This is a genomic window from Chloroflexota bacterium, assembly GCA_040902225.1.
Taxonomy (GTDB): Bacteria; Chloroflexota; Limnocylindria; order QHBO01; family QHBO01; genus CF-167.
In genome coordinates, this window is sequence record JBBDXT010000005.1 from 49,850 (window position 1) to 66,220 (window position 16,371).

Sequence of the window (16,371 nt, forward strand, 5' to 3'; positions counted from 1 at the left end):
CGCCGCCCGTCGCCATGGTGATTCACCGACCGTCTTCTCCATCGCTGCGCCTTGCCCTGCCCCGGACCGCCGGTGATCGGCTGAGCGGGCCGCTGGGAAGGCGTCTCGACGACCGCTACCACTATCTGCGGATGGTCCTCGCCGGCGGCAAGGAGCCGATCGAGGCGGTCGTGGTGGGGCCAGGCGGGACGTGCGCGCTGACGCTGCGCGCCGAGCTGGGCCGGTACCGCAAGCGGAACGGCCACTGGTATCGGCTGAGCGGTGCGACCGATTCGTGGGTCCCGTGGGACGCCGACCGCATCACCGCCGCCCGGCTCGCCGGACGTCGCCTGGAGATGTACCTCGAGAGGGCGACGCTGCCGTCGGCGGTGACTGCCTGCCTGGTGCCGCCGCGGGGCGTGGAGATCGAATGGGACGCCGGCCAGCGGCCCGGCATCCAGGTCATCCGCGACGCGGATGCGCTCGCGGCGACGATCACGGCAGGGGGCAATCTCACCAAGGTCCAGGTCGATCGGATCGTTGCACTGCTTGATCCTCGTCAGCCGCTCCCAAAGCTGTCACGGACCGCGCGTGCCACCTGACCCACGAGGAGTCATCGGGCTGAGGGTCGTCGAGGCGATCGTGGCCGCCGTGGTGGTTGGCGGTGCGCTGCTCGCGGCGTGGGTGGAGCCTGCGGTGGCCGTGCTGGTGGTCTGGCCGCTCCTCTTCGTCCTTCCCGGCTGGGCGATCGTCGGCTGGGTGCGACCGCGGATCGCTGCCACCGGGCGGCTCGGGCTCGCGATCGTGCTGTCGGTGGCGCTCAGCGCACACCTCGTCTATTGGGTTGCACTCGCGACCGGTGGCTACCGGCGCGAGACGATCTTTGCGGTGGTGGCACTGCTGGCGCTCCCCATCCCGATCGGCGTCCTGCGCGGCGGCGCACGCTCCGTTCTCGACCAGGCCTCCGCGGTCTGGCACGCCGTCCGTCGCGACTGGCTCGCCTTCGCCCTGGCCGCGGGCTGCGCGGGCTTCGTGGGAGCGGTCCTGCAGTCCGGGCTGTGGCAGGCGACCCCCAACGGGATCTCTGCCGGAGGTTCCAACTGGAGCGACCTGGGGGTTCACCTCTCGATCGCCCAGTCGCTCAACGCCGGCAACTTCCCGCCGCAGGTGCCGTACTTCGCGGGCGAGCCGCTCATCTACCACTGGTTCGCGGATTTCCATGCCGCCATCGCTGCCCGCGCGGCGGGCCTCTTTTCCGTTCCGAGCTTCGTGGTCTCCTCGGCGATCCTGGCGGGCGCGCTCGCGCTCGTCGTCCACGGCCTGGTACGGACCCTGCTGCGCGGCCGCGGCGCGCGACGAGCCGCCGTGCTGGCGGTGGTCCTCGTCGTCTTCGCGGGCGGCTTCGGCTGGGTGCGGCTGATGGGGGACCTCGCCAACGGATTTGGCGACCTGCCCAGCCTGGTGACGCGCAACTCGTACGACAACTCGTGGCTGACGGACTGGCCTTACTTCCGCATCCCATCCGTGATGGGGACGGGACTCCTCGTGCACCGCGCCACGACCGCGGGGCTGCCGATGCTCGTCGGCGCCGTTCTCCTGCTGGTGGCTGGCCTGCCCTCCGCCCGCGCGCGCGCAGCGGGCTGGCGCGACCGACCGGCGCTCATCTTCCTTGCCGGCCTGCTGGGCGCGCTGCTTGCGCCGTTTCATTTCTTCTTCTTCCCGGTCTTCCTGGCCCTGGCGCTGGGGTGGGCCGTCGTTGGTGGTCGGCTGTTCGACCGGCACGCGCCGCGCAACGCCGCGTTGCTGCTGGCGCCCTATCTGCTGGCCGTGCCGTTCGCGATCGCGGCCGTGGCCCAGGCTCGCGGCAGCGGCACCCTCCAGTGGGTCGTCGGTTGGGAGTCGGCGCCGATGGGTGACGGGTCATGGGCAGTCCTCTTCTTCTACTTCACGAACCTGGGGCTGCCCTTCGTCCTCGCGCTGCTCGCCCTGCTCCTTCCGCGCGTCCCACACCGCGGGTTCCTGGCGATCTGGCTGGTTGCTCTCTTCGTGGTGCCCAACGTCGTGCAGGTGAGCGCAATCGGATTCGACATGAACAAGTACTTCCAGGCGATGTGGATCGCGGTGGCCGTGCTGGCCGCCTGGCTGATCCGGCGCTGGCCCGCGCCGGCCATCGCCGCCGTCCTGCTGGTGAGCATCCCCTCGCCCCTCCTCGTCTCGGCCTGGACCGCCCTCAATCGCGAGGTGGTGCTCGGCTGGAGCGAGGTCGAGGCCGCGGAGTGGATCGCCGCCAACACCCCGGAGCGTTCCGTCTTCGTGACGAACGGCTGGCTCAACTCGCCGACCGATCCGGCTGGCCGCCTGCGGGTGCTGACCTTCACGCCGTACATCGCCAACCTCGGCTACTCGCCCGACGAGCGCTCCGCGGTGGTCGAGGCGATCTATTGCTCGGGAGACCCGGTGCAGGCCGCGGACCTGACGCGCTCGCTCGGCGCCACCTATCTGCTCGATACCGGTCCGCCACGTGCCTGCCAGCCGACCATCTTCGACCAGAGCCCGGACTGGGAGCTCGTCTACGATCGGTCCGGAGTGCGGATCTGGCACGTCAGCGGCGGGGTCGCCTCGATCCGTGCGCCCGGCTCCCTATCATTCCGCCGGTGACCAGCAGCGCGGCGGTCGTAACCCTCGATCACGTCTCCAAGCGCTACGGGCCGGCGGGCACTCCGCCGGCCGTGTCGGATCTGTCGCTGACAATCCCCGCCGGGGAGATCGTGGTCCTCGTGGGACCGTCGGGCTGCGGCAAGACGACGACCATGAAGATGATCAACCGTCTGATCGAGCCCACCAGCGGCGGGATTACGATCGACGGCGAGGACGTCATGGCGCTGCCGCCGGTCGAGCTGCGGCGGCGGATCGGCTACGTCATCCAGCAGGTAGGGCTCTTCCCGCACTTCACGGTGGCGGAGAACGTGGCGGTCGTGCCGCGCCTGCTGCGCTGGTCGGAGGGGCGCATCCGCGACCGGGTCGAGGAGCTGCTCGACCTCGTCCGGCTGGAGCCGGCGACCTACCGTGACCGCTATCCTGCCGCGCTCTCCGGGGGCGAACGCCAGCGGGTGGGCGTGGCCCGTGCGCTGGCGGCTGATCCCCCGCTGATGCTCATGGACGAGCCATTCGGTGCCGTCGACCCGATCCTGCGCGACCGGCTCCAGAACGAGTTCCTGCGGCTGCAGGCGCAGGTCCGCAAGACGATCGTCTTTGTCACCCACGACGTGGACGAGGCGATCAAGATGGCCGACCGCATCGCCATCCTGCAGCGAGGCGGGATTCTGGCCCAGTACGACACTCCCAACGCCATCCTGGCGGCACCGGCCAGCGACTTCGTCGAGCATTTCGTTGGAGCCGATCGCGGCCTGAAGCGGCTCTCGCTGGCGCGGGTCCGCGACCTCCCGTTGCAGGAGCCGATCACCGCTCGGGCCGGGGAGCAGCGCGCCGATATCCGCAGGCGGCTGGCGTCCGCCGGGGCGCATTACGCGCTGCTGCTGGATGCCGACGATCGCCCCATCGGCTGGCTCGGGAAGCGCGACCTGGCCATCGACGGCGTCACTGCCGCCGAGGACGCCACGCCGGGCTCGCCAACCCTGCAGCCGGAGACGACGCTGCGCGACGCGCTGTCGACGATGCTCGGCTCTTCGGTCCAGCTGGGGGTGGTAGTCGACGAAGGTGATCGAGTCCTGGGCCTCGTCAGCGTGGACGCGATCTCCGAGGTCCTGCGCAAAGGAGGCGCCATGTGAGCTCGGACGAGCCCTTCATCCGATGGGACTGGGTCGTCGCCAACCTGGACGACATCGGCGAGCGGACCTGGGAGCACATCGTCATGACCGTCATTGCGGTGGGAGTCGGCTTTGTCCTCTCCTTCGCGCTCTCGCTGCTCGTCGTTCGCTGGCGTCGCCTGTATCCGCCGATTATCGGCGCGTCGGGGCTGCTGTACTCCATCCCCAGCCTGGGCCTCTTCGCCCTCCTCATCCCGTTCACCGGGGTGTCGCTGCTGACGGCCGAGATCGCGCTCGTCAGCTACACGCTCCTGATCCTGGTTCGCAACATCGTGGCGGGCTTCGACGCCGTGCCGCGGGACGTGCTCGAGGCAGCGCAGGGCATGGGCTACGGTCCGTGGCAGCTGCTGTGGCGTGTCCAGCTGCCGCTCGCGCTGCCGACGATCGTGGCCGGGCTGCGCATCGCCACGGTCACGACCGTTGGCCTGGTGGCGGTGACCGCCCTGATCGGGCAGAGCAACCTCGGCTCCCTGATCGTGCAGCGCGGGATCCGCGCCAGCTTCCCCACCGCGATCCTGGTGGGCGCCTTTGGATCGGTCGTGTTGGCCGTGCTGGCCGACCTGGGCTTCGTCGCGCTGCAGCGGCTGCTGACCCCCTGGACGCGGACGCGGAGCGCCTGACCGATGGATTTCGTGGGGCAGGTCGTCGCCTGGTTCGCCGCTCCCGAGCAATGGAACGGGCAGAACTCGATCCCGGTCCACCTCCTCGGCCACCTGGCGCTGTCTGTCTTTGCGCTGCTGGCTGCCGTCGTCATCGCTTTGCCGATCGGTATCGCAATCGGGCACACGGGAAGCGGGGCTTTTTTCGCGATCGCGCTGGCCAATATCGGCCGGGCCATCCCATCGATTGCGATCCTGGGCGTCGTCTTCCCGATCAGCCTGCGGCTCAATCTCGGATTCGGCTTCGTGCCGACCCTGATCGCCCTGATCGCGCTGGCCATTCCGCCGATCGTCACCAACGCGTACGCGGCGCTGCGCGAGGTCGATCGCGACCTGGTCGAAGCGGGCCGCGGGATGGGGATGGGCGAGCTGGAGCTGCTCACCCGGATTGAGCTGCCGGTGGGGGCCGGGTTGCTGCTGACAGGCATCCGCACGGCTGCGGTGCAAGTGGTCGCCACCGCGTCGCTAGGCGCCGTCATCTCGGCCGACTGTCTCGGGTACTTCGTCCTCAAGGGGATCGCCACGCAGGATATGCCGCAGATCTTCGCCGGGGCGCTGATGATCGCCGCGCTGTCGCTCCTGACCGAGCTGCTCTTTGGGGTACTGCAGCGCAGCGTCATCCCGCCCGGTCTGGGCACACTGCAGACAGCGTCGACCGGCGCCGAAGCCGGCGGCTGAACCCGTTTCCGACCTGGTCGGTGGCCGCTGCTAGACTCGCCGCTCGGCCAGCCGCCGCGCCGCGGCGCGCAGGGCCGGGACACAAGGAGGACCCAATGCGGAGATACCGCACGGCTGCCCTCGGGGCGTCGCTGCTCGCGCTGCTGGCCAGCGCCTGCACGACGGGTGGGAGCAGCACATCACCGAGCGCCAGCGAAGCGGCCAAGCCTGCCGTGACCGTGGGATCCGAGGGATTCGACGAATCGCAGCTCCTGGCCGAGATCTACGCACAGGCGCTCGAGGCGCACGGCTACACGGTCGCACGCAAGGACTTCGCCAGTCGCGCGCTGGCCATGCCCTCGCTCGACAGCAACGAGATCAACCTCGTGCCGGAGTACATCGGATCGCTCGTCCGCTTCCTAGGCGGCGAGGCGACCGGTGACACCGACGAGACGATGACGAACCTGGCTGCCGTCCTCGATCCGAAGGACCTGACCGTGCTCGATGCCGCGCCGGCGCAAGATGGCGACGGCTTCGTCGTCAGGCAGGAGACCGCCGACGAGCTCAGCCTTGTCACCATGAGCGACCTGGCCGAGGTGGCCGGTCAGCTGAAATGGGGCCTGCCACTCGAGTGCAGCGACAACCCGTCCTGCGGCCCTGGCCTGAAGAGCGTGTATGGCATCGACATCGCCACGCTGCAGGTCGAGAACCTTGGAGCCTGCTCGGGCGAGATGGCCACCGCGCTGAACGAGGGCGGCATCGGTGTGGCGGAACTGTGCACCACCCAGGCCGACATCGAGCGCTACAACTTCGTCCTGCTCCAGGACGACAAGAAGCTGATCCCCGCCCAGAACGTGGCGCCCGTCGTGCGGAACGACCTGCTGGACGCGGCGCCCGATGACTTCGAGACCACCCTCAACGCGGTCTCGGCCAAGCTGACCACCGCCGAACTGACCAGGCTCAACGTGCAGGTCAGCGTCAACCAGGAGTCGATCGAGGACGTGGCTCGTCAGTGGCTGGCGGACCAGGGCATCGTGACGTAGCTCAAATCTCCCCAGAGACCGATGCGGGCGGCGCAGCCTCCGGGCGGCGCCGCCCGTACACTTCCGGGCACCCATGTCCGAGCACCTCGACCTCGCCGACTGGCGCCGCCGCGTGGCAGCAACCTACGGCGCCCTGCGCAATGACGTGCGCGGGGAGCCGGCACGCCTGCTCGGGTTCCGCGCAGCGAAGGACCGGCTCTTTGCCTCCCACCCATCCTCGCCAGTTGCCGTCGCGGCGCGGCCTGACTTCCGCGGCCTCGCCTATTGGCGGTACGCACCATTGCTCGCCTTCCGTGCGGCACTCGAGCCCGATCCAGATGCGCCGTCGCTCGACCTGCCTCGCTCGGCAGCCGGCCCGGCGATGCCCTACGCCAGGATCGGCTGGGTCAGCTTCGTGGTCGACGGCACATCGGCGCGCCTTGCGGTCTACTGGCTGAACGAGTACGCCGGCGGCATCTTCATCCCGTTTCGCGACGCCACCAGCGGCACCGAGTCATACGGCGGCGGCCGCTACCTGTGGGACTCGGGGAAGGGAGCCGACCTCGGCTCGGATGGCGATGAGATGGTGGTCGACTTCAACTACGCCTATCACCCATCCTGCGCCTACGACCCGATCTGGAGCTGTCCGCTGGCCCCGCCCGAGAACTGGCTGACCGTCCCGATCCGCGCCGGCGAGCGACTCACACCCGCGCTGTGACGCCCGCCGACCCCCGACCGCCGCGCAGCTGCTACAAGTGCGGACGCCAGATCGGTCCCGATGAGACGATCTGCGATGTCTGCAACCGGGCCGGCATGGCCACGCCGTCGGCAACCCAGTACCACGGCACCATCGTGGTCGCCATCGTGGCCGGGGTGGTGATCATGGCAATCGCCGCCAGCCTGTCGCTGCGAGGCATCGGTCCGTTCCGTGGCGAAGCGCTCAGTTGGAGCAGCGACCCACCCGACGCCGTGGTGGTGGAGGTGCAGGTGACCAACCAGGGGACGCGTGCGGGTCGGGCGAAATGCCAGGTCACGGCGCGCGATGGGTCCAACCTGGTGCTGCGCATTCGCTCCACCGTCTCGCCGCAGGTGCAGGGCGGAGGGACCGTCACGTTCACCGAACGGATCCCCGGCCTGCCACGGGCTCCGGTCAGCGTGGAGGTGAGCTGCTCCTAGTCCCGCCGGGCGTCTATCCTGCTGGCGTGGGTGTGGTTCGTGTCTTCCGCGTCGCCAGCACTATCGTATTTGGTCTCTTCTGGGCGATCATCGCCGCCGCCGCGGTCTTCGGCTTCTTCGCTGCTCCATCGGGCGAGCGAAGCTTTCCGGACCCCGGCGAGGGACAGGCGGTCTACGACCCGGCCGGGGCGCTCGACCCGGGGATCGAGCAGGCGCTGGAATCCCAGATCGACGCGATCGAGGCGCGCAGCGGGGCCGAGCTGGCAATCTACGTCCAGGTCGACGAGTCCGCCACGCCAGACTCCAACCTGGCGGCGGCCCGGGCGCTCATGGATCAATGGGGGGTCGGCCGCGCCGGCTTTGACGACGGACTCGTCTTCCTGATCAGCTTCGAACCGAGCCTGCTCCACGGGGAGGCCCACTACTACGCCGGCGCGGGATTCCTGCGCGGCTACCTTTCGCAGGGCGACCTCCAGTCGGTCTTCGACGAGGTGATCCTGCCGGCCGCCGGACAGGGACAGATCGGCGGAGGGCTCATCGAGGCGGTCAGCCTGATCGATGTGGCGATCACGCCCGCGGCGACGGCCCGGCTGAACTTCCTGCGCCAGGCCAATGCGGTGGTCGGCGTCATCGGCGCCCCGCTCAGCTTCCTGCTCATCGTCGGGCTCGTGTACCGAGCCTGGCGTCGCGAGGGGAATGATCCCGAGGTTCTCGACTCGCCATCGATCCTGATGGCTGGGCCGCCGGCCGACATGACGCCCCCGCTGGCCACGGTGGCACGAGGGGGCAAGGCAAGCCAGCATTCGATCAACACGCTCTTGATGGAGCTGGCCAGCACCGGCCGCATCGCGTTCCAGAACCTCGACCGCGCCGACAAGGTGAAGTCCGATGACGAGCCGAACCCGCTCCTCGACCCGGCCATCGAGATCCGCGACGAGGCGCCGACCGGAGGTCGGCTGGGAAGCGCCGAGCGAGATGCGTGGGACCTCCTGCGTCAGCAGGCGCTCGCCAGCGGAATCATCTCCCGCGAAAAACTCTGGGAGCTCAACGACCTGCTCAAGGCCGTGCGCGATGATCTCGAGGATGAGGTGGTCCGGCTCGGCTGGTTCACCCGCCGCCCGTCGACCCTGATCACCCGCTGGAGCTTCATCGGGGTCGGAGAGATGCTGCTCGGCGGGCTCTTCGTGCTTGGCGGCTTCCTGATCCCCATGTCCGGGCTGACGCTGCTCGGGGCCGCGACGGGGGCCGGCGGCGCGCTGACGTGGGTGATCGGTCAGTTCATGTCGCAGCGGACCCCGAATGGCGCGTATGTCGACGCGATGCTGAAGGCCTTCCGCCGCACGCTCCAGAAGACGATGGAGCAGGCGCGCAGCATGGAGCAGGTGGTTGCCGATCCGACCGTCAAGCTGCTGGCCGACACTCCCGACAAGGCGGTGGTCTGGGGCTTCGCCCTCGGGCTGCATGACGAGGTCGCGAAGGTCCTGCAGCGCACGCTCGAGGACCATGAAAAGAATCCGTCGACGGCCACCGGCGTTTACTACCCGCTCTGGCTGGGGGGAGGCTCTCCCTCCTCATCCATGAGTGCCGGGATGGCGGGCGGAAGCATCTTCTCGGGCTCCGGCATGCCGGACATCGGTGGCATGTTCAGCGCGGTCGGCAGCATCGGCTCTTCGCCGGGTTCATCGTCCTCGGGGGGAGGATTCGGCGGTGGTGGCAGCTCCGGCGGCCGAGGCGGAGGCGGGAGCTTCTGAGCCGGCTGCTGGCGCCCCGGCGGTTCAGGGGCTATGGTGGCCCCGATGCCATACGATCGACGACCTGACCGACGCCCCGGCGGCGGCCGACCCGGCGGCCCCGGACGACCACCCGGTGACCGACCCAGCTTCGGCGACCGCCCGCAGCGGGATCGCCCGGCGTATGGGGACCGTCCGCAGCGGGATCGCCCGGCGTATGGGGACCGTCCACCGCGAGAAGGCGGCGACTTCAGCGGACCGCCGCGAGACCGCAGCCTCGGCGCGCGGCCGCCTCGTCCGGCCGGCTTTTCGCCGCGATCGATGGACGACGGGGGCATGTCGATCCGCCTCGACCCGCGGCGCCTCGGCGCCCTGAAGCTGCTCGCGGCCGAGGCAGGGATCCGCCCCGGCGAGCTGGTGACCAGCTGGGTCGAGGAGCGCCTGGATGCCGCCCGCGCTGGCTCACCTGCCCCCTTGCCGGTCAACGCAGACGCTCTGGCATCGCTGACCGCTCGCGTGGACGAGCTCGCACGGCGCCTCGATCAGATGGCGGGCGCGCCCACCGCGGAGCCCGAAACCGAGGCGCCTGCACCGCCCGCAAAGCGCGGACCTGGGCGGCCGAGGAAGGCTGTTTCCGCCAAGAAGGCCGGCCCCAGGGTCGCGCTCCATGACGAGATCACAGCGGTGATCAGGGAGCTCGGACCGCAGACCGCGGCCGAGCTTGCCTCAGCGATCGCTGCGCGAGGGCGCTACCGGGCCCCGCGCAGCGCCAAGCCGCTCGACGCGGCGACAGTCAACGCGCGAGTCTCGAACCCGACCTACCGCGGGCGGTTCGTGCGTCGCGAGCACCGCATCGGGCTCGCCGTCGAGTAGGGCTCCAGCCGCCTCATCCCTCGAGGATAAAGGTGACCAGGATGTTGGCCTGGAACTCCATCCCGCCGTCGCTGCCGGTGTTCACGCGCAGCTCCTTTACCCAGGCACCGCGCACGCCCCGCAACGTCTTGCTGGCGCGAGCCATTCCCTGGCGGATGGCATCCTCGAACGACTCACTCGACGTGCAGCTCAGCTCGGTGACCTTCGCGACTGACATGCCGGATCTCCTCTTCAGGGGCGGGCGCCAAGTCTAAGCCGATCTCACGCCGCCTCCTCGTGCGTGGCCGTCCACGCCAGCAATCCGTCGGCGTCCATCGCGTTGACCACCGCCGACTCCGCTACGCCGCAGGCCGCGGCCCGGTCGCACCCGAAGGGGAGCCACGCCAGCTGCCCGGGCGCATGGGCGTCCGAGTCGATCGCGACCCGGCAGCCCGCCTCCACGGCCAGGCGCAGGATCCGCTTCGGCGGGTCGAGCCGCTCGGGTCGGGAGTTGACCTCGATCGCCTTGTCGAAGCGGAGGGCCGCGGCGAACACGATCTCGGCGTCAAAGGCGGAGGGTGGTCGACGCCGCTTGCCGGTGACCATGCGCCCGGTCATGTGTCCCAGCACGTCGAGATGCGGGCTGGCCAGTGCCATGACCAGCCGCTTGGTCATCGGCTTCTCGTCCATGCGCAGCTCGGAGTGCACGCTTCCGACCACCAGGTCGAGGCGCGCCAGCAGGGCGGGATCCTGGTCGAGCGAGCCATCGCTCAGGATGTCGACCTCGATGCCGGTCAGGATCCGGAACGGCGCCAGCGCCGTGTTGAGCCGCGCCACCTCCTCGAGCTGCTGCTCAAGGCGGGCGGCTGAGAGCCCGTTGGCGACGGTCAGACGCGGCGAGTGGTCGGTTAGCACCATGTAGTCGTGGCCCAGCTCGCGGGCCGACTCCGCCATCTCGCGGATCGGCGAGCCTCCGTCCGACCAGTCGGAATGAACGTGACAGTCCCCGCGCAGGGCGGAGCGCAGCGCAGCGCCCAGGTCGGCGATGGGCTGTCCGCCGGTCGCCTCCAGGCGCCGCAGGTAGACGGGCTCCTCGCCGCGCAGCGACTCGGCGATGGTCCGCGCCAGCACCTCGCCGATGCCGGCCAGGTCACGGAGCGTCCCTCGGCGCGCGCGCTCGGCCAGCTCGGCACCCGGCATGGCAGCCACCCTGGCCGCGGCATTCCGAAAGGCCCGCACCCGAAACGTGGGCTCGTTGGCGACCTCCAACAGGAAGGCGATGCGCCGCAGGTCAGCGGCGGGGTCGCGCGACTCTGACATGCGCCTCTATCCGATGGTGAGGATGCGGCGCGGGTTGTCGATCGTCATCTGCGCGATCTCCCCCTCCCCAACCGCCGCGGTGCGCAGGCTGGGCAGGAAGTGCTGCTGCAAGTAGGCGTAGCCGAAGCCCCCGTTGGCGCGCAGCTGGCTGTTGTGTGCCACGTCCTGGCTCAGCAGCAGCTGCGAGCCGAAGTCGCGCTCCAGCAGCTCGACGATCAGCTCGATCAGGTGCGGCTCCGCGGCCTCTTCGGTGCCAAATCGCTGTCCGATGAAGTCGAACTCCAGGTTGGCGCCGCGATCCAGGATGGCCAGGTAGTGGTCGAGCACCGGGTACGAATCGGCATGACCGATCACGACCCGCCTCGGGTCGACGCCCTCCTCCTCGAAGATGCGCAGCTGGTCGAGGCCGACAGGCGACTGGATGCCGTGGGTGCTGATCGCCATGCCGGTGGCGATCGCCGCCCGGGCCGCCGCTCGGTGGACCCGCTCCTCGAGGGCGCTTACCCACACTTTGTCGACGCCGATCTCGCCGATGATGCCGGGGTGGACGCCGGTTCCACGGACCCCGTCCCGGAACTCGGCGACCAGCTCGGCCGCAAGGTCGTCGACCGTGCGGCGGTCGATGCGCGCTTCCGCGGGGTAGTGGGCGCCGCGGTACCAACCGCAGCCCATCACCAGCTGCACGCCGGTGCGGGTGGCGAGCCGGCGCAGCCGCTCCGGGTCGCGGCCCACCCCGTCCAGGGTCAGATCGACGAGCGTCGATCCGCCGCGACGACGGAAGTCAGCCAGCTCCTCGACCAGGGTCTGCTCGTCGGGTGTCAGCTCCCAGTAGTCAAATCGGGCCTCGATGTGCCACAGGTAGATGCCGGTGTGCTCGTGAGGGAGGGTGAAGCCCACTCGGTCGGGTGGAATCGGGCCGCTGACGGTCATCACGCGTGGGGCCATGGCTGCCTCCTGGTCGCGTGTGCCGGTGCGGCGTTTGCTGGGCCGCCGGCACATCGGGTTGCATGGAGCGTCAGTGTGCCACCCGGCCGCGCAATTGGTCGCCATCGGCCGCGTCTTTCGCTAGCCTGTGGGGCGCATGCCTGCCACACCCGATGGAACCAACGCCGCGGATAACGTGTGGACCGCGGCGCAGCGCGACCTCGATTTGGCGGCCGAGCGGCTCAACCTGGACGCCGGCATGCACAAGGTCCTGCGCATCCCGAAGCGCGAGCTGGAGGTTCACTTCCCGGTCACCCTCGACGATGGGTCGGTGCAGGCCTTCACCGGCTACCGGGTGCACCACAACCTGAACCGCGGCCCTGCCACCGGCGGCGTGCGCTACACGCAGGACCTGACCCTGGACCTGGTGCGCGCCAACGCGATGCTCAACACCTGGAAGGCGGCGCTGCTGGAGGTGCCGTGGGGCGGCGCCATGGGCGGCGTGGTGGTCAATCCGCGCCGCCTGTCGGTCAACGAGCGCCAGGGGCTGACCCGCAGGTACGCGACCGAGATCAGCCTGCTGATCGGCCCTGAGCGGGATATCCCGACCCCCGACGTGAACACCGGCTCCCAGACGATGGCGTGGATCATGGACACGTACAGCATGCATCAGGGCCACACCATCCCAGCGATTGTGACGGGGAAGCCGATGGCCATCGGCGGCACGCGGGGCCGGCGCGAGTCGACCAGCCGCGGGGCGTTCCATTGCATCCTCGCCGCCTCCCGGGCGCGGGGCCTGGCCCTCGGCGAGGCACGCGTCGCGATCCAGGGCTTCGGCCGGGTGGGCACCACCCTGGCCGAGATGCTCTCCGGCGCGGGCGCCCGGGTCGTGGCCATCGCCGATGACCGGGCCGCGGTCGCCAATCCGTCGGGGATCGACGTGCCGGCGGCGGTCGACTGGATGCACCGCCACGACTCGATCACCGACTGCCCGGGCACGGAGCCGATCGACCGGGCCGACCTCTTCGGCGTCGACTGCGACGTCCTGGTCTCGGCGGGGCTCCAGAACCAGGTCACCGCCGAGGCGGCCGACGCGCTGCGTGCCGGCATCCTGGCCGAGGCCGCGAACTCGCCAACGACCCCAGAGGCGGATGCCATCCTGCGCGACCGGGGCGTCCTGGTCGTGCCGGACATCCTGTGCAGCGCAGGTGGACTGCTGCTCGGCTACTTCGAGTGGGTGCAGGACACCCAGGCGTTCTTCTGGGCGGACCGTGAGATCGCCGCCGAGCTGGAACGCATCATGGAGGCCGCCTTTGCCGGGGTGCTTGCGACCGCCGAGCGCGAGCGGGTCGACCTGCGCGGCGCGGCCATGATGGTGGCCGTGGGCCGCGTGGCTGAGGCGACCGCCCTGCGCGGCCTGTATCCCTGATCGGCCGAGCGCCGAGCTCACCGGTTGCGACGGCTCCGGTCCAGCCGCCAATATGGCGCGCGTGAGCCAGCCAGAGCAGGGGCGCGAGCGAAAGCGGCGCTTCATCACCCAGTCCGGTGTCGAGATCAACCGCCTCTATACCCCGGCCGATCTCGCCGACCCGGCCAACGACCCGGACCACGATCGACCGCGCTACCGCTTCAGCCCGCCTGCCGGCGAGCCTGATGGCTGGAACGAGGCGGACGACGTCGGCCTCCCCGGCCAGCCGCCCTTCACAAGGGGGATCCACCCCACCGGCCACCGCGGCCGCCTCTGGACGATGCGCATGTTCGCCGGCTTCGGCACCGCCGAGGACACCAACGACCGCTTCAAGAAGCTTATCGCGGCGGGCGGCACCGGCCTGTCGATCGCCTACGACATGCCGACCCTGTACGGCTACGACCACGACGACCCGCTCGCCGCCGGGGAGTTCGGCACCTGCGGGGTCGCGGTCAGCAGCCTGGCGGACATGGAGATCCTGCTGGCCGGCCTGCCCGTCGGCGAGATCAGCACCAGCATGACCATCAACTCCCCCGCCGCCATGATCTGGGCGATGTACATCGTCGCCGCCGAGAAGATGGGCGTGCCTCGCGCCCAGCTGACCGGGACGCTGCAGAACGACATCCTCAAGGAGTTCATCGCCCAGAAGGAGTACATCTTCCCGCCCGGACCGTCGCTGAAACTGGTGACCGACACGGTCGAGTTCGGCACGCGCGAGATGCCGCGCTGGAACACGATCAGCATCAGCGGCTACCACATCCGCGAGGCCGGCTCGACCGCGGTCCAGGAGCTGGCCTTCACCATCGCCGACGGGATTGCGTACGTGGAGGATGCCCTGGCGCGTGGTCTCCGCTTCGACGACTTCGCCCCCCGTCTCTCCTTCTTCTTCAACAGCCACAACGACTTCTTCGAGGAGATCGCCAAGTTCCGGGCCGCGCGCCGGATCTGGTACAAGCTGTGCCGCGAGCGGTTCGGGGCCGAGAACGAGCGCTCGACCTGGATGCGCTTCCATACCCAGACGGCCGGCGTCTCGCTGACGGCCCAACAGCCGCAGAACAACCTGACCCGCGTCGCCATCCAGGCCCTCGCCGGAGTCCTGGGTGGCACCCAGAGCCTCCATACCGATGCGTACGACGAGGCGTGGGCGGTTCCGTCGGAAGAGGCCGCCCTGCTTGCCCTGCGCCAGCAGCAGATCATCGCCGAGGAGTCCGGCGCCGCCAACACCGTCGACCCGCTGGCGGGGTCGTATTTCATCGAGACCCTCACCAACCAGACCGAGCAGGCCGCCTGGCAGTACATCCACCACATCGACGAGCTGGGTGGGATGCTGGCCGCCATCGAGGCCGGCTATCCGCAGGCGGAGATCGCCGATGCGGCCTATGCCCAGGCGCGGGCGCTGGACGCGCACGAGCGCGAAACGATCGGGGTCACCGCCTTCGCCGATCCCGACGAGGTGCTGCGCATTCCCCTGCTCGAGATCAGCCCCGACCAGGAGCGGCGCCACCTCGACCGCCTGCTGCGCGTCCGCGCCGAGCGCGATGCGGATGCGCACATGCGCGCCATGAACCGCCTCCGCGCCGATGCCGCCGATGGCGAGAACCTGATGCCGGCGATCATCGCCGCCGTCGAGGCCTACGCCACCATCGGCGAGATGTGCAACCTGCTCCGCCGTCAGTACGGCGAGTACCGGGAGCCGCTCGCGGTCTGAGCGGCGCTTGAGGGGGCCCGGCGCGGTCCCAGGTCGGCCGAAGCTGAGCCGGGTGGTCGCAGGGCACGCGCGCGCCGGGCTCCCGCACGCGGATGATCCCCGTGACCGCTTATCGGCCGCTTATCGGGGCCTTATCGAGCGATAGAGCGGCCTAGCATGTGGTCGTCGTGAAGCTCCACCTGGTCGACGCCACCTTTGAGCTGTTCCGTGCCTACTACTCGCGCCCGGAGGAGCACGGACCCGATGGACGGCCGGTCAACGCGGTCCGTGGCCTGATCGAATCGATGCTCTCCCTCCTGCGCGAGGATGACCTGACGCACGTGGCAGCGGCGACCGACCATGTCATCGAGTCGTGGCGCAACGACGTCTACCCGACGTACAAGAGCAGTGCCGGGATGGACCCGCTGCTGCTGGCTCAGTTCGACGACGCAGAGCGCGCACTTCGCGCGTTGGGCATCACCACCTGGGCGATGGTCGAGGACGAGGCCGATGACGCGATCGCCACTGGCGTCGCCCGCTTCGGCGACGATCCGCGCATCGGCCAGGTCGTCATCTGCAGCGTCGACAAGGACCTGTCGCAGTGCGTGCGTGGCGAGCGTGTGGTCCTGCGCGACCGGATGCGGACGATCACCTACGACGAGGAGGGCGTGGTCGCCAAGTTCGGCGTTCATCCCGAGAGCATTCCCGACTACCTGGCGCTGGTCGGCGACAGCTCCGATGGCTATCCCGGCCTCCCCGGCTGGGGATCGAAGAGCGCTGCGGCGGTCCTGGCCAGGTTCCACCACCTCGAGGCGATTCCGGCGTCGCCGCTGGAGTGGGGCGTTCCGCTGCGCAACGCGGTGCGCCTGGCAGCGACCCTCCAGCAGCAGCGCGCGGACGCCTTTCTCTACCGCCGGCTGGCGACCCTGAACGCCGATGCGGCCGTCACCGGTGACCTCGACTCCCTGGCATGGGGCGGGGTCCCGCGCGAGGAGTTCATCGGCCTCTGCGACGAGCTCGGATTTGAGCGAATTCGGGAGCGCGTTCATCGTTGGGCCTGACGGCGTAGG

16 protein-coding genes are annotated in these 16,371 nt (G+C 69.8%); 13 read left to right on the plus strand and 3 right to left on the minus strand.

Annotation, left to right across the window (positions count from 1 at the left end):
* Positions 1 to 14 precede the first annotated feature (14 nt).
* The 10 genes from WEB29_07910 (at position 15) to WEB29_07955 (ending at position 9,923) form a co-directional block, all read left to right on the plus strand.
* On the plus strand, positions 15 to 581 hold the full coding sequence (locus tag WEB29_07910) for a hypothetical protein (protein ID MEX2136859.1): 567 nt from the start codon (positions 15 to 17) through the stop codon (positions 579 to 581).
* Positions 571 to 2,637 carry a DUF2298 domain-containing protein gene (locus WEB29_07915; GenBank protein MEX2136860.1) on the plus strand — a complete coding sequence of 689 codons (2,067 nt, stop codon included), beginning with the start codon at positions 571 to 573 and terminating at the stop codon, positions 2,635 to 2,637. Before WEB29_07910 ends, WEB29_07915 begins: the two co-directional genes overlap by 11 nt.
* Positions 2,634 to 3,767, plus strand: a complete 1,134-nt coding sequence (locus WEB29_07920) for a betaine/proline/choline family ABC transporter ATP-binding protein (GenBank protein MEX2136861.1) — start codon at positions 2,634 to 2,636, stop codon at positions 3,765 to 3,767. The genes WEB29_07915 and WEB29_07920 overlap by 4 nt, the downstream gene beginning before the upstream one ends.
* Complete coding sequence (locus WEB29_07925) at positions 3,764 to 4,426, plus strand: ABC transporter permease (protein ID MEX2136862.1); 663 nt, start codon at positions 3,764 to 3,766, stop codon at positions 4,424 to 4,426. Before WEB29_07920 ends, WEB29_07925 begins: the two co-directional genes overlap by 4 nt.
* Positions 4,427 to 4,429: 3 nt before the next feature.
* A complete protein-coding gene (locus tag WEB29_07930; GenBank protein ID MEX2136863.1) occupies positions 4,430 to 5,143 on the plus strand; it encodes an ABC transporter permease in 714 nt (237 codons plus the stop codon).
* A gap of 95 nt (positions 5,144 to 5,238) precedes the next feature.
* Positions 5,239 to 6,165 (plus strand): ABC transporter substrate-binding protein, encoded by a 927-nt coding sequence (locus WEB29_07935; GenBank protein ID MEX2136864.1) that lies wholly within the window; start codon positions 5,239 to 5,241, stop codon positions 6,163 to 6,165.
* A 73-nt stretch (positions 6,166 to 6,238) separates the two neighbouring features.
* On the plus strand, positions 6,239 to 6,862 hold the full coding sequence (locus WEB29_07940; GenBank protein ID MEX2136865.1) for a DUF1684 domain-containing protein: 624 nt from the start codon (positions 6,239 to 6,241) through the stop codon (positions 6,860 to 6,862).
* Positions 6,859 to 7,320, plus strand: a complete 462-nt coding sequence (locus WEB29_07945; protein MEX2136866.1) for a DUF4307 domain-containing protein — start codon at positions 6,859 to 6,861, stop codon at positions 7,318 to 7,320. Before WEB29_07940 ends, WEB29_07945 begins: the two co-directional genes overlap by 4 nt.
* Before the next feature lie 26 nt (positions 7,321 to 7,346).
* On the plus strand, positions 7,347 to 9,071 hold the full coding sequence (locus tag WEB29_07950) for a TPM domain-containing protein (GenBank protein MEX2136867.1): 1,725 nt from the start codon (positions 7,347 to 7,349) through the stop codon (positions 9,069 to 9,071).
* Positions 9,072 to 9,386: 315 nt separating this feature from the next.
* The gene (locus WEB29_07955) at positions 9,387 to 9,923 is read left to right on the plus strand and encodes a hypothetical protein (GenBank protein MEX2136868.1); all 537 of its coding nucleotides are present in this window, start codon (positions 9,387 to 9,389) and stop codon (positions 9,921 to 9,923) included.
* 13 nt (positions 9,924 to 9,936) lie between these two features.
* Here the strand turns inward: WEB29_07955 and WEB29_07960 are convergent, their stop codons facing one another.
* The 3 genes from WEB29_07960 to WEB29_07970 are packed head-to-tail and all read right to left on the minus strand — an operon-like array spanning position 9,937 to position 12,167.
* Positions 9,937 to 10,140: a dodecin family protein gene (locus WEB29_07960; protein ID MEX2136869.1), complete on the minus strand. Its 204-nt coding sequence runs from the start codon at positions 10,138 to 10,140 to the stop codon at positions 9,937 to 9,939.
* A 44-nt stretch (positions 10,141 to 10,184) separates the two neighbouring features.
* Complete coding sequence (locus WEB29_07965; GenBank protein MEX2136870.1) at positions 10,185 to 11,222, minus strand: PHP domain-containing protein; 1,038 nt, start codon at positions 11,220 to 11,222, stop codon at positions 10,185 to 10,187.
* A gap of 6 nt (positions 11,223 to 11,228) precedes the next feature.
* The gene (locus WEB29_07970) at positions 11,229 to 12,167 is read right to left on the minus strand and encodes a phosphotriesterase-related protein (protein MEX2136871.1); all 939 of its coding nucleotides are present in this window, start codon (positions 12,165 to 12,167) and stop codon (positions 11,229 to 11,231) included.
* 136 nt (positions 12,168 to 12,303) lie between these two features.
* Here WEB29_07970 and WEB29_07975 point away from each other — a divergent pair, with 136 nt between their 5' ends.
* The 3 genes from WEB29_07975 to WEB29_07985 all read left to right on the plus strand — a co-directional run bounded on the left by WEB29_07975 (position 12,304) and on the right by WEB29_07985 (position 16,362).
* Positions 12,304 to 13,575, plus strand: coding sequence for a Glu/Leu/Phe/Val dehydrogenase (locus tag WEB29_07975; GenBank protein ID MEX2136872.1), 1,272 nt, complete (start codon positions 12,304 to 12,306; stop codon positions 13,573 to 13,575).
* A gap of 61 nt (positions 13,576 to 13,636) precedes the next feature.
* Positions 13,637 to 15,322 (plus strand): methylmalonyl-CoA mutase family protein, encoded by a 1,686-nt coding sequence (locus tag WEB29_07980; GenBank protein ID MEX2136873.1) that lies wholly within the window; start codon positions 13,637 to 13,639, stop codon positions 15,320 to 15,322.
* Positions 15,323 to 15,489: 167 nt separating this feature from the next.
* Positions 15,490 to 16,362 (plus strand): 5'-3' exonuclease H3TH domain-containing protein, encoded by an 873-nt coding sequence (locus WEB29_07985; protein ID MEX2136874.1) that lies wholly within the window; start codon positions 15,490 to 15,492, stop codon positions 16,360 to 16,362.
* Positions 16,363 to 16,371 lie beyond the last annotated feature (9 nt).

Excerpts from the sequence above, each read along its gene's own strand:
- WEB29_07910 (MEX2136859.1), top strand. The coding sequence starts at position 15 with ATGGTGATTCACCGACCGTCTTCTCCATCGCTGCGCCTTGCCCTGCCC.
- WEB29_07930 (MEX2136863.1), top strand. The coding sequence starts at position 4,430 with ATGGATTTCGTGGGGCAGGTCGTCGCCTGGTTCGCCGCTCCCGAGCAA.
- WEB29_07935 (MEX2136864.1), top strand. The coding sequence starts at position 5,239 with ATGCGGAGATACCGCACGGCTGCCCTCGGGGCGTCGCTGCTCGCGCTG.
- WEB29_07940 (MEX2136865.1), top strand. The coding sequence starts at position 6,239 with ATGTCCGAGCACCTCGACCTCGCCGACTGGCGCCGCCGCGTGGCAGCA.
- WEB29_07955 (MEX2136868.1), top strand. The coding sequence starts at position 9,387 with ATGTCGATCCGCCTCGACCCGCGGCGCCTCGGCGCCCTGAAGCTGCTC.
- WEB29_07960 (MEX2136869.1), bottom strand. The coding sequence starts at position 10,140 with ATGTCAGTCGCGAAGGTCACCGAGCTGAGCTGCACGTCGAGTGAGTCG.
- WEB29_07965 (MEX2136870.1), bottom strand. The coding sequence starts at position 11,222 with ATGTCAGAGTCGCGCGACCCCGCCGCTGACCTGCGGCGCATCGCCTTC.
- WEB29_07970 (MEX2136871.1), bottom strand. The coding sequence starts at position 12,167 with ATGGCCCCACGCGTGATGACCGTCAGCGGCCCGATTCCACCCGACCGA.
- WEB29_07975 (MEX2136872.1), top strand. The coding sequence starts at position 12,304 with ATGCCTGCCACACCCGATGGAACCAACGCCGCGGATAACGTGTGGACC.